Raw genomic sequence first — 18,992 nt, 5'->3', positions numbered from 1 at the left:
TTGCTCATTGTGAGTTTAACTCACATTAAAGCGCAGGATTTTCCGTTTTTCAATGCAGCGAATTTTACCGACACTACCTGCCACTCTTCACAAAAGGAACCCCCTTCATGGCGATGTCGCTACTGGGTACATATCTGCTGGCGGTGGTGCTGTTGCTTATCACCCCCGGCCCTGTTATTGCGTTAGTCACCCACACCGCGGTACGGGACGGCTACAGACGTGCCTTTATTACGCTTGCCGGAACCAATCTGGCGTCTCTGGTTTTACTGACGATGGCGGTGATGATACTGGCGGGCATCGTGGATATTCACCCGTTAAGTCTGGCAGGGGTGGGTTTTATCGGCGCGCTGTTTATTGGCTGGATGGGGATTGGGATGCTGACACACCTGCAGCCCACAACGGCAACATCGGCGCGGCAAGGCGGCTTTCTTACCGGTTTTTTAACCGCTATCGCCAACCCAAAAGATATTCTCTTTTTTGTCGCTTTCTTCCCGCAGTTCGTGCCGGTTACGCGCAATTTTGCCCAGAGCATTACCCTGTTGACGCTCATCTGGATTGCGCTGGATCTCCTGATCCTCACCTTGTGGATCATTGCCGTCAGGCGCTACGTGTCGCTTCGCTACGAGCGCGCCATCCGGCTGGCAACCGCGCTGTTTATGCTTGTCGTCGCCATCTATGGCGCCGTGTGGAATGGCAATGCGATATGGGCAGCTTTCAGCGAGGGCTAGCGGCTGCGTTTGGCGTGTCGCTCCCGGTTGTCCAGTCTGGCTTCATCTGATTTTCGCAGCGCCACATAACAGGCGCCACTGCCGCCGTGGTGCGGCAGTGCAACGCAGAATGCCTGCACGGAATCGAACTCAGTCAGCCAGCGCGCCAGATAACTGCGCACCACATTCGGGTGCGACTGCTCTTCACGCCCTTTACCGTGGACAATCACCAGGTTGCGCAGCCCGTCACGTTCGGCCTGACGGATAAACGAAAACAGCATCTGACGGCACTGTTCAACAGGCTGGCGTAACAAATTGATGCTGGCCTGACGGGAATATTTACCGGAGCGGAGCTTATCAATCACCCCCTGCTGGACCCCTTCCCGCTGAAACGCCAAAGGTTCCGCAAGCGGGAGCAGCTCCAGAAACCCCAGCGTTAAGAAGTTATCGAGCTGTTCAGTATTCAGCGTCTGCCGGGTGCGGGTATTGCGGCTCGGCTGCCAGTGAATATCCGCACAACGCTTGAGTGACTGGACATCCTCCATGGCGTCAAGAAAAAGTGATTTGTCGTCAGGGTTCATGGCAATCCTCCGGCTACATCTGAGCCTGTACTATACCCGCGCCTGACAAGCGTCTCAACGACCTCTGCCTGGAAACTGCTCCGTGGAAATAAGATATATTTACCCGATGAATAAAATAATAGTGCAGCTAAAAAGTTAAATTTAACTTAACTAAAATTTAGCCACAATTAAATACCTGTATTTAAGTTAAATTTTTGTGAACTTGAGCAGCCTGAATACTACCATTTTGAAAAAAGTCTGTTATAACTTAATAAACCTGCCCCACGGATAAAACATGCGGGATTCGCGAAAGGAAACACTGCTGTGTGTACTATAGGGTCTGTTGATGTCGGCAGTCCCTGTTTTTTTATTTCATTCTGAAATTAATGCCCGGGCTTCTCGTCTGAATTGTGTAATTAACGATTCAGTCAATGGTGTCTGTCGGGAATCACGGCGCTGAATTAAATAATAAGCGGCTTTAGGTAATGATTCGACAACAGGCAGCATCACCAGACGGTGCGCCAGCAGCGGGTCACAGCCAAGTTCTTGTGGCAAAATGCTGATAAAATCACTCTGTGCAACCAGGCTAATACAGGACGAGAACGTTTCGCAGACAATACCAATACGCGGTATTTGCGAGCGGTGATGAAACACATCTTCCAGTTGCTTATAATAACTTCCCCGCGGCGTTGGCATCGTCCAGTTATAATGCAAAAGTTCGTTAATTGATTTTACCCCTATCGCCGGATGCCCTTCCCGGCAAAATATCGCAAAAGGTTTTTCAAATAATTTTTCAAACGTAAACTCATGGTCATACGGTCCCTGACAATAGGTATTAATGGTGAAGTCCAGTTCCCCCTGGCGTAATTCATTTATCATCGATACCAGTTGCCCTTCCATAATACGGACCTTCACCAGCGGGTGCTGCGCGTGAAAACGGGTAATCACCGCAGGCATCAGCGTACGTGAAATACTGGCGCCCATACCGATATTGATCTGCCCCGCCAGTTGCCCCTGCCGCTGACGAATGTCGTCCTGCGCCGCACGCAGCTCTTCCAGGATCAAATTAGCATGTTGATAGAAGCTCTCACCGCATTCGGTCAGCGCCACGCCTTTGCTGCGCCGGACAAAAAGTTGCGCGGCAATGCCCTCTTCCAGCTCCTTGATCGATTTGGTCAATGCCGGTTGTGAGAGGTTAAGCGCCCTGCTGGCACCGCGAATGCTGCCCTGGCGTGCCACTTCCACGAAGGCCCGAATCTGATGAAATTTAACCTGAAATGACATAGCCCGACCGATAACCGTTGTTTATCAGAGTAAAGAAATTGTCATCTACTTTAATGGAAATGGATGTGCGAGGGTAATTCCTGAACGGTTAAAACTGTGAAAAAACGGTTAGTGATAAGTAAAAACTATCACAGCGTGAAGCAGTTCACATATTTTAATGATGACAGGAAGAGATATGGACTCACTGGCACACGACATTCAGACATTAACCCCGCAACTGACCGCATGGCGTCGCGATTTCCACCACTTTGCTGAATCTGGCTGGGTGGAGTTTCGTACCGCAGCCAAAGTGGCGGAAATCTTAGACCGCCTGGGTTATGAGCTGGCGATGGGGCGTGATGTGGTTGACGCCGAAAGCCGCATGGGCCTGCCGGACGCACAGACGCTGGCAAAAGAATTTGCCCGTGCGCGCGAGCAAGGTGCGCCCGAGAAATGGCTCGCCGCCTTCGAAGGTGGATTCACCGGCATTGTCGCCACGCTGCGTACAGGGCGTCCGGGGCCGACACTCGCCTTTCGCGTGGATATGGATGCGCTGGATCTCAGCGAAGCGCTCGACGAAAGCCATCGCCCGTTCCGCGAGGGCTTTGCCTCCTGCAATCCGGGGATGATGCACGCCTGCGGCCATGACGGGCACACCACTATTGGCCTGGGGCTGGCTCAGGTGCTGAAACAACACGAAGCCCAGCTCAACGGCACCATCAGACTTATCTTCCAGCCTGCGGAAGAAGGCACGCGCGGGGCTCGCGCAATGGTGGCAGCAGGCGCGCTGGACGGTGTGGATTACTTTACCGCGGTCCATATTGGCACCGGTGTTCCTGCCGGGACGGTTATTTGCGGTAGCGATAACTTTATGGCAACCACCAAGTTTGACGTGCGCTTTACCGGCGTGGCGGCCCATGCGGGCGGAAAACCGGAGGAAGGCCGTAACGCACTGCTCGCCGCCGCTCAGGCCGCCCTTGCCCTGCACAGCATCGCCCCTCACAGCGAAGGCGCCTCACGCGTCAACGTGGGCGTCATGCAGGCCGGTAGCGGGCGTAACGTCGTTCCGGCCAGTGCCTTGCTGAAGGTGGAAACTCGTGGCGAAAGCGAGGCTATCAACCAGTACGTGTTCGAACGCGCGCAATCCGCGATCGCAGGTGCGGCGGCGCTGTATGGTGTGAGCGCAGAAACGCACCTCATGGGAGCGGCAACGTCCAGCACGCCATCTCCTGCGTGGGTGAATTACCTGCGCGAACAGGCGGGTCAGGTCACCGGCGTGCTTCATGCCATTGATAAGGTCAAAGCCCCGGCAGGATCTGAAGATGCCACCCTGATGATGGCCCGCGTGCAGCAGAACGGCGGCCTGGCTTCCTACATGGTGTTTGGCACCGATTTGAGCGCCGGGCATCACAACGAAAAATTCGACTTCGACGAGCGGATAATGAATGTGGCCGTCGAAACACTGGCGCGAACGGCGCTTAACTTCCCGTGGGCGCGAGGTGTGTGATGCAGGAAAACTACGCGTTTATCGCAGATGCCATCGACACGCGATGTCAGACATTCACCGATATTGCCGACGAAATCTGGGATCATCCCGAAACACGTTTTGAAGAGTTCTGGTCAGCCGAACGGCTCGCCTGCGCGCTGGAAGCCGAAGGTTTTAGCCTGACGCGCGAAGCCGGTGGTATTCCCAATGCATTTATTGCCAGCTTCGGCAGCGGCAAGCCGGTTATCGCGCTGCTGGGCGAATACGATGCTCTGGCGGGGCTGAGCCAGCAGGCGCACTGTGCCAGCGCGCAGTCGGCAACACCGGGCGAGAACGGCCACGGTTGCGGCCATAACCTGCTGGGTACGGCCGCAGTCGCAGGAGCCGTCGCTGTGAAAAGCTGGCTAGAGCAGCACGGCGGCAGCGGGACGGTGCGCTTTTACGGCTGCCCGGGTGAGGAAGGCGGTTCAGGCAAAACCTTTATGGTGCGTGAAGGGTTGTTCGATGACGTCGATGCGGCTGTCACCTGGCACCCGGAAGCCTTTGCCGGGATGTTTAACGTCAGCACGCTCGCCAATATTCAGGCCGCATGGCGTTTTCACGGCGTGGCGGCTCATGCCGCTAACTCCCCGCATCTGGGGCGTAGCGCGCTCGATGCCGTGACGCTGATGACCACCGGCACCAATTTCCTTAATGAACACATCATCGAGAAAGCGCGCGTACATTACGCCATCACCGATACCGGCGGTATTTCGCCAAACGTGGTGCAGGCGCAGGCCGAAGTGTTGTACCTGATCCGTGCCCCGGAAATGGCCGACGCGCAACAGATCTACGAGCGCATCGAAAAAATCGCCCAGGGTGCGGCCATGATGACGGAAACCACCGTTGAATGCCGTTTCGATAAAGCCTGCTCCAGCTACCTGCCAAACCGCACGCTCGAAGCAGCGATGTATCAGGCATTACAACATTACGGCACGCCAGCCTGGACAGAAAAAGAGCGCCAGTTCGCCAGTGAGATCCGCGCCACGCTGACCTCTAACGATCTGCAAAATAGCCTGAAAAATATCGCTGCGACCGGTGGTGAGGCGGGTAAAGCCTTTGCCCGGCGTCATCAGGAAACTCTGCTGGTCGATGAAGTCGCGCCGTATGCCATCACCGATAACGTGCTGGCAGGCTCGACGGACGTGGGCGATGTCAGCTGGAAAATGCCGGTCGCGCAGTGCTTTAGCCCCTGCTTTACCGTCGGTACGCCGCTGCACACCTGGCAACTGGTGGCTCAGGGACGCACCTCGATTGCCCATAAAGGGATGCTGCTGGCCGGAAAAGTCATGGGCGCAACCGCCCTGAATCTGCTTCTGGATGCTGCGCTGCTTCAAAAATGCCGTGACGAGTTTGAACAAAAAATAACAGAAAGACCGTACGAGTGTCCGATCCCTGCGGGCGTGACACCGTCACCTTTAAAATAAAAACACATAACACAACAACACAACAGTCCCGAGGAACGCCCATGAGTATGTCATCCATACCTTCGCATTCCCCAACCGGTAAGCTCTATGGCTGGGTTGAAAGGGTCGGCAATAAAGTGCCGCATCCTTTCCTGCTTTTTATCTATTTGATTGTGATTTTGATGGTGGCAACTGCCGCGTTGTCTGCCTTTGATGTGAGCGTGCGTAGCCCTGCTGATGGCAGCATGGTGGCGGTAAAAAACCTGCTGAGCGTCGAGGGGTTGCACTGGTTTTTACCCAACGTGATTAAAAACTTCAGCGGATTTGCACCGCTGGGGGCGATCCTGGCGCTGGTACTGGGTGCAGGTCTTGCCGAGCGCGTGGGGCTACTGCCCGCGCTGATGGTGAAAATGGCCTCCAACGTGAGCGCGCGTTACGCCAGCTATATGGTGCTGTTTATCGCCTTTTTCAGCCACATTTCGTCTGACGCCGCGCTGGTGATCATGCCGCCGATGGGGGCGCTGATTTTCCTGGCCGTGGGGCGTCATCCGGTGGCCGGACTGCTGGCGGCGATTGCTGGCGTGGGCTGCGGATTTACCGCCAATCTGCTGATTGTAACCACCGACGTGCTGCTTTCGGGGATCAGTACCGAAGCAGCGAAAACCATTGATACCGCAATGCACGTCAGCGTGATCGACAACTGGTACTTTATGGCCAGCTCAGTGATTGTGCTGACGATTGTCGGCGGGCTTATCACCGATAAGCTCATCGAGCCGCGTTTAGGGAAATGGGAAGGCCGCAGCGACGAAAAGCTCGAGACGCTCAGCAAAGAGCAGCAGTTCGGCCTGCGGGTGGCCGGGATTGTCTCGCTGGCGTTTATCGCCGTTGTGGCGCTGATGGTGATCCCGGAAAACGGCGTACTGCGCGATCCGGTCAAACACACCGTCCTGCCCTCGCCGTTTATTCAGGGCATTGTGCCGCTGATTATTCTGTTCTTCTTTATAGTGTCGATCGCCTATGGCATCGCTACCGGTAAAATCCGCAACCAGGCTGACCTGCCACAGCTGATGATTGAGCCGATGAAAGAGATGGCCGGTTTTATCGTGATGGTGTTCCCGCTGGCGCAGTTCGTGGCCATGTTCAACTGGAGCAACATGGGCAAATTCATGGCCGTGGGGTTGACGGATGCCCTTGAAGCGGCGGGGTTAAGTGGTATTCCGGCGTTTGTCGGTCTGGCCATTCTGTCGTCGCTGCTGTGTATGTTTATCGCCAGCGGCTCGGCAATCTGGTCGATTCTGGCACCCATCTTTGTGCCGATGTTTATGATGCTGGGGTTCCATCCGGCGTTTGCACAAATTCTGTTTCGCGTCGCCGATTCCTCCGTCATCCCGCTGGCCCCGGTGTCGCCGTTTGTCCCGCTGTTTTTAGGTTTCCTGCAACGCTATAAACCGGAAGCAAAACTGGGTACCTACTATTCGCTGGTCTTGCCCTATCCGCTTATCTTTTTAGGGGTATGGTTGGTGATGCTGGTGGCGTGGTATCTTGTCGGCCTGCCAATTGGACCGGGAATTTACCCAAGGCTGCACTAAAGGAGAGAGGATGCTGAGGTTACTCGAAGATAAAATTGCGACCCCGCTTGGGCCACTGTGGATCATTACCGACGAGGCGTTCAATCTGCGCGCCGTAGAGTGGGAAGAGCACAGCAACCGGATGGAGGAATTGCTTGAGATTCATTACCGCTCACAGGGCTATGAGCGCATCAGCGCCACCAACCCGGGCGGATTGAGTGATAAACTTGCAGCGTATTTCGAGGGCGATCTCAGCATTATTGACACTCTGCCTACCGCGACGGCGGGAACACCTTTTCAGCGTGAAGTCTGGCAGGCACTGCGCCAGATCCCCTGCGGGCATGTGATGCATTATGGTCAGCTCGCAGAGCAGTTAGGTCGTGCAGGCGCGGCGCGTGCGGTTGGGGCGGCTAATGGCTCCAACCCCGTCAGTATTGTCGTGCCCTGCCACCGCGTGATTGGACGCAACGGCACCATGACGGGCTATGCCGGTGGCGTGCAGCGCAAGGAGTGGTTGCTGCGCCATGAAGGCTATCTTTTACTGTAGTATCCAGGCTTTTAGTGCTTAATTTTCTTCCGGTTAGGTTAAAAATCCATAATCAAGCTGTGGAATTTCAAGAAGATGCCCGCACGATGTCGACTCTTGTCCTTATTGATGGTTTGCCAGGCTTACGTACTCTCCAAAAAGATGTTAAAATTGACCAATATCAATTAAGGCTTGAGCAAACCTATGATCCCGGAAAAGCGAATTATACGACGCATTCAGTCTGGCGGTTGTGCTATCCATTGCCAGGATTGCAGCATCAGCCAGCTCTGTATCCCGTTTACCCTGAATGAGCATGAACTTGATCAGCTTGATAATATTATCGAGCGCAAAAAGCCTATTCAGAAAGGGCAGACGCTGTTTAAAGCGGGAGACGAACTGAAATCGCTCTATGCTATCCGTTCTGGCACCATCAAGAGCTACACCATCACCGAACAAGGCGATGAGCAGATCACCGGCTTCCATCTGGCAGGCGACCTGGTCGGCTTTGACGCTATCGGTACCGGGCATCACCCGAGCTTTGCTCAGGCGCTCGAAACCTCAATGGTTTGCGAAATCCCATTTGAAACGCTGGATGACCTGTCAGGGAAAATGCCTAACCTGCGTCAGCAGATGATGCGTCTGATGAGCGGCGAGATTAAAGGCGATCAGGACATGATCCTGCTGCTTTCCAAAAAGAATGCAGAAGAGCGCCTGGCGGCATTTATCTATAACCTCTCCCGCCGTTTCGCGGAGCGCGGTTTCTCTCCACGTGAATTCCGTCTGACCATGACCCGTGGCGATATCGGTAACTACCTGGGCCTGACCGTTGAAACCATCAGTCGTCTGCTGGGTCGTTTCCAGAAAAGCGGAATGCTGGCGGTTAAAGGTAAGTACATCACCATAGAAAACGGTGAAGCGCTGGCGGTACTCGCCGGGCATTCCCGCAACGTAGCCTAGTTTCCCCCGCATAACTGCCACCCGATCGTGTCTCATTTTGAGTCCTCAATTGGGTGGCATTATTATTTGTTCTTCGGCAGGTCAGTAAACCAGGTCAGCGTCGCGGTCTGATACCGCGTGCTGTCTAGCAACGGCTTTGCCTCAAGCCAGCCATCATTATTTTCTCTCTGCCACGCGTCACCCCAGCTATTAACTACTTTCAACACATCCAGACAGTGATTGTTTTTATCGCATAGGGTTTTAAATCCGCTGATCACAACGGCATGGGCATTATTACAGGATTTACCTCTCATTTTTTTATCCATGCAAATACCGCTCAGAGCGATGGGCCTGCCGTCGTTAAGCACTGATTTAATGATAATCATTGCGTCAGCATAATTTCCTGAGAGAGGCGTTTTCTGTTTTGTCTGCCCCTCCTTTTTGTCCTCAACAGAATCAGGGTAAATTGACATTTTTACCTTGCCCATACTTTCAAATAGCACACTTGCAGACAGGCGATAGCACGCTTTCGGTACAACCAGTCCCCCTAAAAAACGATGGTAGGTTGATTCAGCCATCAGTTGAACCTGTTTTCGTTTATCGTCCGGTAACTGGGGGAATATGGCTTTAAGCTGAAGAAAGTCGGTCTGATGTGCCTTCAGGAAAGATTCAATGCAATCGGGGCAATCCAGGTCAACCTGACTGGCCTTTGGGTTGAGCGACACGTATATTTTACGAACGTCCTGCCACATCTCGTATTCCCGCATCGTTGCGGCATCGTCGGTAAAATTTGGCATCACCTTTTCTTTCGCGGCGCAGGATAAGCTTCCCCCCATACCAGTATCCAGGGCAACCACCTGCATGATCGTTGCCGAATTGCCACCTTCGTCTGGCATTATTTTATTTTTCTGGCCAGTGACTGCTTTTTGGTCAGCATTATCGTCATCGTGATAATCCATAAACTTCACGAGAGAAAACGGGGAAAATATCTGGTCTGGCTTATATTGCGTGCAATCTTCATGCAGTGCGCGGCAATTTTCAGCGGTGAGCATCACAGCCGAGACATAGGCATAACAAATGCCAATCGCCCCCTGCCCCGGTATTTTTGGCAAATTCGTAATCTCAACCCTGTCATACTCGGTCACAAATTGTGGCGGTGGCGACACGAACATCTTTAATGAAATTTCAGGGGCTGCGGCTCCGGCAGAACCCAATGCCAACAACCACACCATAATGATACATTTCATTTTATTCACTTTGTTCATTATTCAGGGTTCTTTACGAGTCGCGGCATGATCAGAACATAGCACATACACGAGCTGTCAGAGGTCATACGCCAGTTGGGGCCCGAATGCTTTAAAACGAGGAAACGCTTTTAAATCAGTATGCAACCTGATTACACGATATTTTTTCGTGATTTATTGATCTGGTAAAAGCTACCCCCCTGTTTCATTCAAGATATATAGGTTACTCTTTTAATTACAGACTGTGGTGACAGTAGTAAGGAGACCTGTATGGCAAAGTATCAAAACATGCTGGTGGCCATCGATCCTAATCAGGACGATCAACCGGCGTTACGACGTGCTGTGTATTTACATCAACGGATTGGTGGCAAAATCAAAGCGTTTTTGCCGATCTATGACTTCTCATATGAGATGACCACCCTTCTGTCGCCTGACGAGCGTACCGCTATGCGTCAGGGAGTGATCAGCCAACGAACCGCGTGGATCCGCGAACAGGCGAAATATTACCTGGAAGCGGGCGTTCCTATCGATATCAAAGTGGTCTGGCATAACCGGCCTTTCGAAGCCATTATCCAGGAAATTGTCAGCGGCGATCACGATCTGCTGCTGAAAATGGCGCACCAGCACGACAAACTGGAATCGGTGATCTTCACCCCAACCGACTGGCACTTACTGCGTAAATGCCCTTGCCCGGTGTGGATGGTGAAAGACCAGCCCTGGCCAGAGGGCGGTAAAGCGGTTGTGGCGGTGAACCTTGCCAGCGAAGAGGATTACCATAATTCGCTCAATGAAAAACTGGTAAAAGAAACCCTTGAGCTTGCCGATCAGGTTAACCATACCGAAGTTCATCTGGTGGGGGCTTATCCGGTCACACCCATCAACATCGCCATCGAATTACCTGAATTTGACCCAAGCGTTTACAACGATGCCATTCGTGGGCAGCACCTGCTGGCGATGAAAGCGCTGCGCCAGAAATTCGGCATCGATGAGAAAATGACTCACGTTGAAAAAGGTTTACCGGAAGAAGTCATTCCTGACCTGTCTGAACATCTTCAGGCCGGGATTGTGGTTCTGGGTACAATTGGTCGTACAGGTATTTCCGCTGCGTTCCTGGGGAATACCGCCGAACAGGTGATCGACCACCTGCGCTGCGACCTGCTGGTCATCAAACCGGATCAGTATCAAACACCGGTCGAGCTGGATGACCCGGAAGACGATTAAGCAGTAAAATGAAAAAAACCGTCGGGAAACCGGCGGTTTTTTTTTGCCGGGTGGCGGCTTCGCCTTACCCAGCCTACGGGTTTGGTAGGCCCGGTAAGCTTGCGTTACCGGGCTTTACCCTGTCAGAGCGCTTTCAGAATCGCATCCACGCTGGCTTTGGCGTCGCCAAACAGCATGTGGGTGTTCTCTTTGAAGAACAGCGGATTCTGAACGCCAGCGTAACCGGTGTTCATTGAGCGTTTGAAGACAATCACGTTCTGCGCCTTCCACACTTCCAGAACCGGCATCCCGGCAATTGGGCTACCCGGATCATCCTGCGCCGCCGGGTTGACGGTGTCGTTGGCGCCAATGACCAGTACCGTGTCGGTATCGGAGAAATCATCATTGATTTCATCCATTTCGAGCACGATGTCGTAAGGCACTTTCGCTTCCGCCAGCAGCACGTTCATGTGGCCTGGCAGACGACCGGCAACCGGATGAATACCAAAGCGAACCTTAATACCGCGCGCACGCAGCTTCTCGGTGATTTCCGCCACCGGATACTGGGCCTGTGCCACCGCCATGCCGTAGCCAGGGGTGATAATGACCGTGTGCGAGTTTTTCAGCATGTCTGCGGTATCTTCCGCAGAAATTTCACGATGCTCACCCACTTCTTCATCAGCACCGGAAGAAGAACCATCGGTCCCGAAACCGCCGGCAATTACGCTGAAGAAGGAACGGTTCATCGCCTTACACATGATGTAAGACAGGATCGCACCGGAAGAACCGACCAGCGCACCCGTTACGATCAGCAAATCGTTGCTCAGCATAAAGCCTGCTGCTGCCGCTGCCCAACCGGAGTAGGAGTTCAGCATTGACACCACGACTGGCATATCTGCACCACCGATGGACGCCACCAGATGCCAGCCAAACGCCAGAGCAATGATGGTCATCACCAGCAGCGCCAGCACCTGCATCCCTACGCTTTCGGTGCGTACGAAGACAACCAGCAACACAAATGAGACCACCAGCGCAGCCAGGTTCAGCTTATGGCGGTTAGGCAGCATCAGCGGTTTAGAGGAGATCTTACCGCGCAGCTTACCAAACGCCACAATAGAGCCAGTGAAGGTTACCGCACCAATGAAGATGCCGAGGAACACTTCGGTCAGGTGGATATTGACCAGAATCGGCTCCATGCCAGGTTCGTGATACAGGTAGCTGTTGAAGCCCACCAGCACCGCAGCCAGGCCGACAAAGCTGTGCAGGATCGCAACCAGCTCTGGCATTTCGGTCATTTCAACACGTTTTGCCAGACGAATACCGATAGCACCACCGATAATCATCGCCACCAGGATCCACGCAACGTTGCCGGTGTCCGGCCCGAAGATGGTGGCAATCAGCGCAATCGCCATCCCGGCGATACCAAAGTTATTACCCTGCTGAGACGTTTCGTGTTTAGAAAGCCCCGCCAGACTGAAAATAAACAGGATCGCAGCAACAATGTATGCGGCTGTTACTAATCCTCCAGACATATGCTACCCCTTAGCCTTTACGAAACATTTTCAGCATTCGCTGAGTCACGGTGAAACCACCGAAAATATTAATGCTGGCGATCAGCACCGCAACAAAGCTCAGGAAGCTAACCCAGCCGCCGTGACCAATTTGCAGCAACGCCCCGACCACGATAATCCCGGAGATGGCGTTAGTGACCGACATCAGCGGCGTATGCAGCGCGTGCGATACGTTCCACACCACGTAGTAACCCACCACGCATGAGAGCGCAAAGACGGTGAAGTGTCCGAGGAACTCTTTCGGTGCGACATCAGCCAGCCAGCCAAAGAGAATAATCACCAGCGCCATGATGGCGTATTTACGCCACGGCGAGGCCGGTTTTGCCGGTTCTTTTGGCGCAGGGGCCGCTTTCGGTGCCGCCTGAGGCTGTGCCGATACCTGAATTGGCGGCGCAGGCCAGGTGACTTCACCTTCACGGACTACGGTAACGCCACGGACAACCACATCCTCAAAATCAACGGTGATATTGCCGTCTTTCTCTTTGCAGAGCAGTTTCAGCAGGTTAACGAGGTTGGTGCCGTACAGCTGAGAAGACTGGGTTGGCAGGCGACCCGGCAGGTCGGTATAACCGATCACTTTCACGCCGTTGGCCGTCGTGGTGACCTGGTTTGGCACGGTATATTCGCAGTTACCGCCGTTTTGCGCCGCCAGATCAACAATCACACTGCCCGACTTCATGGAATCAACCATTTCACGGGTGATCAGCTTCGGTGCTGGTTTACCAGGGATCAGCGCCGTGGTCACGATAATGTCGACATCTTTCGCCTGAGCGGCGAAGAGTTCCATTTCGGCTTTAATGAAGGCTTCTGACATCACCTTCGCATAACCATCACCACTGCCCGCTTCTTCCTTGAAATCCAGCTCAAGGAATTCGGCGCCCATACTTTGCACCTGCTCTTTTACTTCCGGGCGGGTATCAAATGCACGCACAATCGCGCCGAGGCTGTTTGCTGCACCAATGGCAGCCAGACCGGCAACACCCGCACCGATAACCATCACTTTCGCCGGAGGAACCTTGCCCGCAGCGGTGATTTGTCCGGTAAAGAAGCGACCAAACTCGTGAGCCGCCTCAACGATGGCGCGGTAGCCCGCAATGTTCGCCATTGAGCTCAATGCATCCAGAGACTGCGCACGCGAAATACGCGGCACGGAATCCATCGCCATTACGGTCACACCGCGCGCCGCCAGCTTTTCCATCAGTTCCGGGTTTTGTGCCGGCCAGATAAAGCTCACCACCGTCGTGCCCGGATTAAGCAGAGGGATTTCGCTCTCTTCCGGCGCATTCACTTTCAGAATGATCGGCGACTGCCAGACGTCTGCACCTTCTACTATTTCTGCGCCAGCCTGAATAAAGGCCTCGTCATCGAAACTCGCCAGCTTGCCCGCGCCGCTTTCAACCGCGACGGTAAAACCCAGTTTAAGCAGTTGCTCCACCGTTTTCGGTGTAGCCGCTACGCGGGTTTCATTGGCTAACCGTTCTTTTGGTACCCCAATACGCATAGTTTTCCCTTCCATCGGTTTTTGATGATGGTTTGTCGATAAATACCCGTGATTTGTATCAACTTTAGCCAGTTGTTAGCGTCGACACATGATTAACCCCGGAAAATAAAACAGTAACAAACTTTCTATAACCTACTGAAAATAGCGCCTGTGATCCACCGCCTGAAAACACTATTTCTTACTTTATTTGTGAAAAATAAGTGATCCGCATCGCTGACAGAGATATTTACCTTAAATTCACCGCCAGAACCGATAAATAGCGTAAGCGAAGCGACAAAAAGATGATATATCGCCATAAGAGAACAACTTATTAACATTAAATTAACTTGTAAAAGTCATATGCTTTATCAGTTTTGCTTGTCAAACGCGTGTTTTTTCAACATATCACTAAATGTTATCGAAAAGGGTCCTGCACTTCGCACGGGCTGTGAAAAATGCCGCAGACAGCGACGGGTTTTAAATGCCATAATCGAGGCCGTTTCAAATTAACAACAATACCAGTATATGGTTTGCGCAAGGCGAAGGATTATTTTTATGAAGCTTAAGAACACACTCCTGGCGTCCGCACTTCTTTCTGCGACCGCCCTGTCCGCGAATGCCGCGACAGAGTTAACGCCGGAGCAAGCGGCAGCGTTAAAACCTTTTGACCATACGGTCATTGTGGGTCGTTACAACTCAATTGGCGATGCCGTCGCCGCCGCAACAAAAGCCGCCGACAAAAACGGTGCGGCTTCCTTTTATGTTGTTGACCAGTCTGATTACGGTAACAGCGGCAACCAGCGCGTAACTATCGCGCTGTATAAAGACGATGCGCCAAAAGCTGACGCACCGAAAAACCGCGTCATTAACGGCATTGTCGAACTGCCAAAAGATCAGGCAATCGAACTGGAACCGTACGACACCGTTACCGTGCAGGGTTTCTATCGCAGCCAGCCTGAAGTAAACGACGCCATCACCAAAGCCGCTAAAGCAAAAGACGCTTACGCGTTCTACATTGTTCGTCAGGTTGATGCCAACCAGGGCGGCAACCAGCGCATCACCGCGTTCATCTATAAGCAAGATGCGAAAAAACGCGTTCTGCAAAGCCCGGATGCAATTCCAGCCAACTCTGACGCTGGCCGTGCTGCCATCGCGAAAGGCGGTGAAGAAGCGAAGAAAGTTGAGATCCCAGGCGTTGCAACGTCCGCAGCACCAAGTGCTGAAGTGGGTCGTTTCTTTGAAACGCAATCCACCAAGGGTGGTCGCTACTCTGTAACGCTGCCAGACGGCACTAAAATTGAAGAGCTGAACAACGCCACTGCTGCGCAGATGGTTCCGTTCGACAGCATCAAGTTTAGCGGTAACTACGGCAACATGACGGAAATCTCTTATCAGGTAGCGAAGCGTGCTGCTAAGAAAGGGGCGAAGTTCTACCACATCACCCGCCAGTGGCAGGAACGTGGTAACAACATCACCATCAGCGCTGACCTTTACAAGTAAGCAAGCCGTTGAACAAGGGCGGCGTAATGCCGCCTTTTTTGTTACTTTTTTTCGAATTTCCGCCCCACGTCATTGCATGACTTCGTGACACTCCGTAAAATCCCGCGCCTTAGTGTGATCCACCATTTTTATGCGCCTGTGCGAAATAATTATTCTGGATTTGGAACTTTCATAACAGGAAGCCAATGGAAAAGAAACTTGGCCTGAGTGCTTTGACTGCACTCGTTTTAAGCTCAATGCTGGGTGCGGGTGTATTCAGTTTGCCGCAAAATATGGCGGCCGTAGCAAGCCCTGCGGCGTTACTCATTGGCTGGGGCATCACCGGGGCCGGAATTTTGCTGCTGGCCTTTGCCATGCTGCTGTTAACCCGCATTCGCCCGGACCTCGACGGCGGGATTTTCACCTATGCGCGGGAAGGTTTCGGCGAACTGATTGGCTTCTGTTCAGCGTGGGGCTACTGGCTGTGCGCGGTTATCGCCAACGTCTCTTATCTGGTGATTGTCTTCTCTGCCCTGAGCTTCTTTACCGACACGCCAGAGTTGCGTTTATTCGGTGACGGCAATACCTGGCAATCGATTGTGGGTGCATCGGTACTGCTGTGGTTTGTGCACTGGCTGGTGCTGCGTGGTGTGCAAACCGCAGCAAGCATCAACCTGGTGGCAACACTCGCCAAACTGGTGCCGCTCGGCCTGTTTATCGTGCTGGCCTTTATCGCGTTCCGCCTGGATGTGTTTAAACTCGATTTCACCGGTATCGCGCTGGGCGTCCCGGTCTGGGAACAGGTGAAAAACACCATGCTGATCACCCTGTGGGTGTTCATTGGTGTTGAAGGCGCGGTGGTGGTTTCTGCCCGTGCACGCAATAAGCGCGACGTTGGCCGTGCCACGCTGCTCGCGGTTCTCGCCGCGCTGGGCGTGTATCTGCTGGTGACGTTACTTTCGCTCGGCGTCGTCGCGCGTCCTGAGCTGGCCGAAATGCGTAACCCGTCAATGGCCGGGCTGATGGTGAAAATGCTCGGTTCCTGGGGCGACGTGGTGATTGCGGCGGGTCTGATTGTGTCCGTGTGCGGTGCCTACCTGAGCTGGACTATCATGGCCGCCGAAGTGCCGTTCCTGGCCGCCACGCATAAAGCGTTCCCGCGTCTGTTTGCGCGCCAGAATAACAACAATGCGCCGTCGGCGTCGCTGTGGCTCACCAACATCAGCGTACAGGTCTGTCTGGTGCTGATCTGGCTCACAGGTTCTGACTATAACACCCTGCTGACCATCGCCTCTGAAATGATTCTGGTACCCTATTTCCTGGTCGGTGCGTATTTGTTAAAAATCTCTACCCGCCCGGCACACTATGCCGTGGGCGTAGGTGCCTGTATTTACGGACTATGGTTATTGTATGCTTCGGGGCCTATGCACCTGCTACTATCTGTGGTGTTATATGCGCCGGGTCTGCTGGTGTTTATCTACGCCCGCCGCACGCATCAGCTGGATAATGCGCTTAAGCGCCGTGAAATGGCGTTAATTGGATTACTACTGGTTGCTGCCGTACCAGCAACGTGGATGTTAATGGGATAGCATCGTCTTTCCCATTGTTGAACTGAAAGGAGACTACGATGGGAAATACACAGCAACGCCCTATTCTGATTACTGGTGGAGGCCGCCGTATCGGCCTCGCCATCGCCCATCATTTTCTCAACCTTCACCAGCCGGTGATCGTCAGCTATCGCAACGAATATCCTTCCATTGAAGGGCTACGCAAAGCCGGTGCCGTCTGTATTCAGGCCGATTTCTCAACCGACGAAGGCATTCTCGCTTTTGCTGAGAAAGTGAAATCCACCACCAGCGGGCTGCGGGCGCTTATCCATAACGCCAGCGCATGGCTTGCGGAAAAACCTGGCACGTCACTGAGCGATACGCTCTCTGGCATGTTGCAAATTCACGTTAACGCCCCTTATCTGCTTAACCACGCGCTGCTGGATCTGCTGCGCGGGCATGGGCACGCCGCGGCCGATATTATCCACTTCACCGATTACGTGGTGGAGCGCGGCAGCGACAAGCATATCGCCTACGCGGCCAGTAAAGCGGCGCTGGACAACATGACGCGCTCCTTTGCCCGCAAGCTGGCGCCAGAGGTTAAGGTTAATGCCATAGCCCCGGCGATGATTTTATTTAATGAAAGCGATGACGCGGAGTACCGTCAGCAGGCGCTGAATAAGTCGCTGATGAAAATCGCCCCCGGCGAGAAAGAGGTGATCGATCTTATCGATTATCTGCTGACCAGCTGCTACGTGACCGGCAGAACCTTCGCGGTGGATGGCGGCCGTCCGCTGCGTTAGTGGAAACGGCTCCAGAAGAAGATAAGCACCCAGGCGCTGAGGCTCCAGCAGACAACGGCTCCGCCCAGCGCCAGCGGTAAACGCAGAAACCCGGTGAAATACCACAGCGACAGCAGATAAAGAAAATACGGAATTATCGACCACATGCCGAAGACGATGGTGGTTCTCAGGGCTTCAGTGCCCCGCTCAGAGGCAACGATATAGTGTGCGATAAGCGCAAACGTCGGGAAAAGCGGAATCAGCCCGGCGATGTAATAGTTCTTCGTTTTCGCCAGAATACCAATCAGTAGCACCACCAGCGCACCCAACGCCGCTTTAATCACCAGCCCCATGTTTTTTCCTATAACAATCAAATAACAATGTGAACCAGAATAACGGAACTGACGTTAATTTTGAAAGATTAATGGAAGGTTAAGGTTGCGCGGTGTATGTTGGCTTTTTTCGCGATAACAGACGCTGTATGAATAAGATTGTTTATGTAGAAGATGAACCCGAAGTTGGGCAGTTGATCGCCGCTTATCTGGGTAAACATGATATGGACGTCATCGTCGAACCTCGTGGCGATCGTGCTGAAGAGGTTGTGATCCGCGAAAATCCCGATCTGGTGCTGCTGGATATCATGCTGCCGGGCAAAGATGGGATGACGGTGTGTCGCGACCTGCGCGCGCAGTGGGATGGCCCGATTGTGCTTCTCACCTCTCTGGACAGCGATATGAACCATATTTTGTCGCTGGAAATGGGGGCTAACGACTACATTCTGAAGACAACGCCTCCGGCGGTGCTCCTCGCGCGTTTACGGCTCCACCTTCGCCAGCGTGCAAGCGTTGAACGCGAAGCGCCGGCACCGTCACTGACGCCGCATAAAGCCATGCGCTTCGGTACGCTATCCATTGACCCGATTAACCGCCAGGTCCTGTTATCCGGTGAGCTGATTGCCCTCTCAACGGCAGATTTTGACCTGCTGTGGGAGCTGGCAACCCACGCGGGGCAGATCATGGACCGGGATGCTCTGCTGAAAAACCTGCGCGGTGTCAGCTACGATGGCATGGATCGCAGCGTGGATGTGGCCATTTCGCGCCTGCGCAAGAAACTGCTGGATAACGCCACTGAGCCATACCGTATCAAAACCGTGCGTAACAAGGGCTACCTTTTCGCCCCACACGCCTGGGAAACCTGA

17 protein-coding genes are annotated in these 18,992 nt (G+C 53.5%); 11 read left to right on the top strand and 6 right to left on the bottom strand.

Translation table 11 applies throughout. The features are described from left to right. Positions 1 to 107: 107 nt before the first annotated feature. The gene (locus M987_RS15415; protein ID WP_014070024.1) at positions 108 to 728 is read left to right on the top strand and encodes a LysE family translocator; all 621 of its coding nucleotides are present in this window, start codon (positions 108 to 110) and stop codon (positions 726 to 728) included. On the opposite strand, the gene smrA is transcribed toward M987_RS15415, so the two are convergent. Together smrA and M987_RS15405 are read right to left on the bottom strand one after the other, a co-directional pair. Continuing rightward, on the bottom strand, positions 725 to 1,288 hold the full coding sequence (gene smrA / locus M987_RS15410) for a DNA endonuclease SmrA (protein ID WP_014070023.1): 564 nt from the start codon (positions 1,286 to 1,288) through the stop codon (positions 725 to 727). The genes M987_RS15415 and smrA overlap by 4 nt on opposite strands. A 351-nt stretch (positions 1,289 to 1,639) precedes the next feature. Next, positions 1,640 to 2,551 carry a LysR family transcriptional regulator gene (locus tag M987_RS15405; RefSeq protein WP_014070022.1) on the bottom strand — a complete coding sequence of 304 codons (912 nt, stop codon included), beginning with the start codon at positions 2,549 to 2,551 and terminating at the stop codon, positions 1,640 to 1,642. 175 nt (positions 2,552 to 2,726) lie between these two features. On the opposite strand from M987_RS15405, the gene M987_RS15400 reads away from it, so the two are divergent. The 5 genes from M987_RS15400 to fnr all read left to right on the top strand — a co-directional run bounded on the left by M987_RS15400 (position 2,727) and on the right by fnr (position 8,512). Next, on the top strand, positions 2,727 to 4,037 hold the full coding sequence (locus M987_RS15400; protein ID WP_014070021.1) for a M20 family metallo-hydrolase: 1,311 nt from the start codon (positions 2,727 to 2,729) through the stop codon (positions 4,035 to 4,037). After that, positions 4,037 to 5,482, top strand: coding sequence for a M20 family metallopeptidase (locus tag M987_RS15395; RefSeq protein WP_014070020.1), 1,446 nt, complete (start codon positions 4,037 to 4,039; stop codon positions 5,480 to 5,482). The genes M987_RS15400 and M987_RS15395 overlap by 1 nt, the downstream gene beginning before the upstream one ends. Before the next feature lie 41 nt (positions 5,483 to 5,523). Next, a complete protein-coding gene (gene abgT / locus M987_RS15390) occupies positions 5,524 to 7,050 on the top strand; it encodes a p-aminobenzoyl-glutamate transporter (RefSeq protein WP_014070019.1) in 1,527 nt (508 codons plus the stop codon). 10 nt (positions 7,051 to 7,060) lie between these two features. Further along, on the top strand, positions 7,061 to 7,576 hold the full coding sequence (gene ogt, locus M987_RS15385) for a methylated-DNA--[protein]-cysteine S-methyltransferase (RefSeq protein ID WP_014070018.1): 516 nt from the start codon (positions 7,061 to 7,063) through the stop codon (positions 7,574 to 7,576). Between the two features lie 183 nt (positions 7,577 to 7,759). Then, positions 7,760 to 8,512, top strand: a complete 753-nt coding sequence (gene fnr, locus M987_RS15380; RefSeq protein ID WP_014070017.1) for a fumarate/nitrate reduction transcriptional regulator Fnr — start codon at positions 7,760 to 7,762, stop codon at positions 8,510 to 8,512. A gap of 62 nt (positions 8,513 to 8,574) precedes the next feature. Here fnr and M987_RS15375 read toward each other — a convergent pair whose 3' ends face one another. Continuing rightward, positions 8,575 to 9,756: a C1 family peptidase gene (locus M987_RS15375; protein WP_014070016.1), complete on the bottom strand. Its 1,182-nt coding sequence runs from the start codon at positions 9,754 to 9,756 to the stop codon at positions 8,575 to 8,577. A gap of 249 nt (positions 9,757 to 10,005) precedes the next feature. Between M987_RS15375 and uspE the strand changes: the two genes are divergently transcribed. Continuing rightward, entirely contained in the window at positions 10,006 to 10,956 is a 951-nt protein-coding gene (uspE, locus tag M987_RS15370) for a universal stress protein UspE (RefSeq protein WP_014070015.1), read from the top strand. A 122-nt stretch (positions 10,957 to 11,078) separates the two neighbouring features. On the opposite strand, the gene pntB is transcribed toward uspE, so the two are convergent. Both pntB and pntA read right to left on the bottom strand, forming a co-directional pair. Continuing rightward, positions 11,079 to 12,467 (bottom strand): Re/Si-specific NAD(P)(+) transhydrogenase subunit beta, encoded by a 1,389-nt coding sequence (gene pntB, locus M987_RS15365; protein ID WP_014070013.1) that lies wholly within the window; start codon positions 12,465 to 12,467, stop codon positions 11,079 to 11,081. A 10-nt stretch (positions 12,468 to 12,477) separates the two neighbouring features. Next, positions 12,478 to 14,007: a Re/Si-specific NAD(P)(+) transhydrogenase subunit alpha gene (gene pntA / locus M987_RS15360; protein WP_014070012.1), complete on the bottom strand. Its 1,530-nt coding sequence runs from the start codon at positions 14,005 to 14,007 to the stop codon at positions 12,478 to 12,480. Between the two features lie 534 nt (positions 14,008 to 14,541). Here pntA and ydgH point away from each other — a divergent pair. From ydgH to folM, 3 genes are all read left to right on the top strand, one after another. Further along, positions 14,542 to 15,486: a DUF1471 family protein YdgH gene (ydgH, locus tag M987_RS15355; RefSeq protein ID WP_014070011.1), complete on the top strand. Its 945-nt coding sequence runs from the start codon at positions 14,542 to 14,544 to the stop codon at positions 15,484 to 15,486. A gap of 185 nt (positions 15,487 to 15,671) precedes the next feature. Next, on the top strand, positions 15,672 to 17,054 hold the full coding sequence (locus M987_RS15350; RefSeq protein ID WP_014070010.1) for an amino acid permease: 1,383 nt from the start codon (positions 15,672 to 15,674) through the stop codon (positions 17,052 to 17,054). Positions 17,055 to 17,092: 38 nt separating this feature from the next. Further along, positions 17,093 to 17,815, top strand: coding sequence for a dihydromonapterin reductase (folM, locus tag M987_RS15345; protein ID WP_014070009.1), 723 nt, complete (start codon positions 17,093 to 17,095; stop codon positions 17,813 to 17,815). Here folM and M987_RS15340 read toward each other — a convergent pair. Continuing rightward, positions 17,812 to 18,147, bottom strand: a complete 336-nt coding sequence (locus M987_RS15340) for a GlpM family protein (protein WP_014070008.1) — start codon at positions 18,145 to 18,147, stop codon at positions 17,812 to 17,814. The genes folM and M987_RS15340 overlap by 4 nt on opposite strands. 128 nt (positions 18,148 to 18,275) lie before the next feature. Between M987_RS15340 and rstA the strand changes: the two genes are divergently transcribed. Beyond that, positions 18,276 to 18,992, top strand: a complete 717-nt coding sequence (gene rstA / locus M987_RS15335; protein WP_041162223.1) for a two-component system response regulator RstA — start codon at positions 18,276 to 18,278, stop codon at positions 18,990 to 18,992.

The organism is Enterobacter soli ATCC BAA-2102 (assembly GCF_001654845.1).
Classification (GTDB): domain Bacteria; phylum Pseudomonadota; class Gammaproteobacteria; order Enterobacterales; family Enterobacteriaceae; genus Enterobacter; species Enterobacter soli.
Note: the sequence above shows the minus strand (reverse complement) of the source record. Positions and strands in the feature narration are given on the sequence as shown.

Coding starts and splice junctions, on each gene's coding strand:
- M987_RS15340 (WP_014070008.1), bottom strand. CDS start 18,147: ATGGGGCTGGTGATTAAAGCGGCGTTGGGTGCGCTGGTGGTGCTACTG.
- folM (WP_014070009.1), top strand. CDS start 17,093: ATGGGAAATACACAGCAACGCCCTATTCTGATTACTGGTGGAGGCCGC.
- ydgH (WP_014070011.1), top strand. CDS start 14,542: ATGAAGCTTAAGAACACACTCCTGGCGTCCGCACTTCTTTCTGCGACC.
- pntA (WP_014070012.1), bottom strand. CDS start 14,007: ATGCGTATTGGGGTACCAAAAGAACGGTTAGCCAATGAAACCCGCGTA.
- fnr (WP_014070017.1), top strand. CDS start 7,760: ATGATCCCGGAAAAGCGAATTATACGACGCATTCAGTCTGGCGGTTGT.
- M987_RS15375 (WP_014070016.1), bottom strand. CDS start 9,756: ATGAACAAAGTGAATAAAATGAAATGTATCATTATGGTGTGGTTGTTG.
- M987_RS15400 (WP_014070021.1), top strand. CDS start 2,727: ATGGACTCACTGGCACACGACATTCAGACATTAACCCCGCAACTGACC.
- abgT (WP_014070019.1), top strand. CDS start 5,524: ATGAGTATGTCATCCATACCTTCGCATTCCCCAACCGGTAAGCTCTAT.
- rstA (WP_041162223.1), top strand. CDS start 18,276: ATGAATAAGATTGTTTATGTAGAAGATGAACCCGAAGTTGGGCAGTTG.
- M987_RS15405 (WP_014070022.1), bottom strand. CDS start 2,551: ATGTCATTTCAGGTTAAATTTCATCAGATTCGGGCCTTCGTGGAAGTG.
- M987_RS15415 (WP_014070024.1), top strand. CDS start 108: ATGGCGATGTCGCTACTGGGTACATATCTGCTGGCGGTGGTGCTGTTG.
- uspE (WP_014070015.1), top strand. CDS start 10,006: ATGGCAAAGTATCAAAACATGCTGGTGGCCATCGATCCTAATCAGGAC.
- ogt (WP_014070018.1), top strand. CDS start 7,061: ATGCTGAGGTTACTCGAAGATAAAATTGCGACCCCGCTTGGGCCACTG.
- pntB (WP_014070013.1), bottom strand. CDS start 12,467: ATGTCTGGAGGATTAGTAACAGCCGCATACATTGTTGCTGCGATCCTG.
- M987_RS15350 (WP_014070010.1), top strand. CDS start 15,672: ATGGAAAAGAAACTTGGCCTGAGTGCTTTGACTGCACTCGTTTTAAGC.
- M987_RS15395 (WP_014070020.1), top strand. CDS start 4,037: ATGCAGGAAAACTACGCGTTTATCGCAGATGCCATCGACACGCGATGT.
- smrA (WP_014070023.1), bottom strand. CDS start 1,288: ATGAACCCTGACGACAAATCACTTTTTCTTGACGCCATGGAGGATGTC.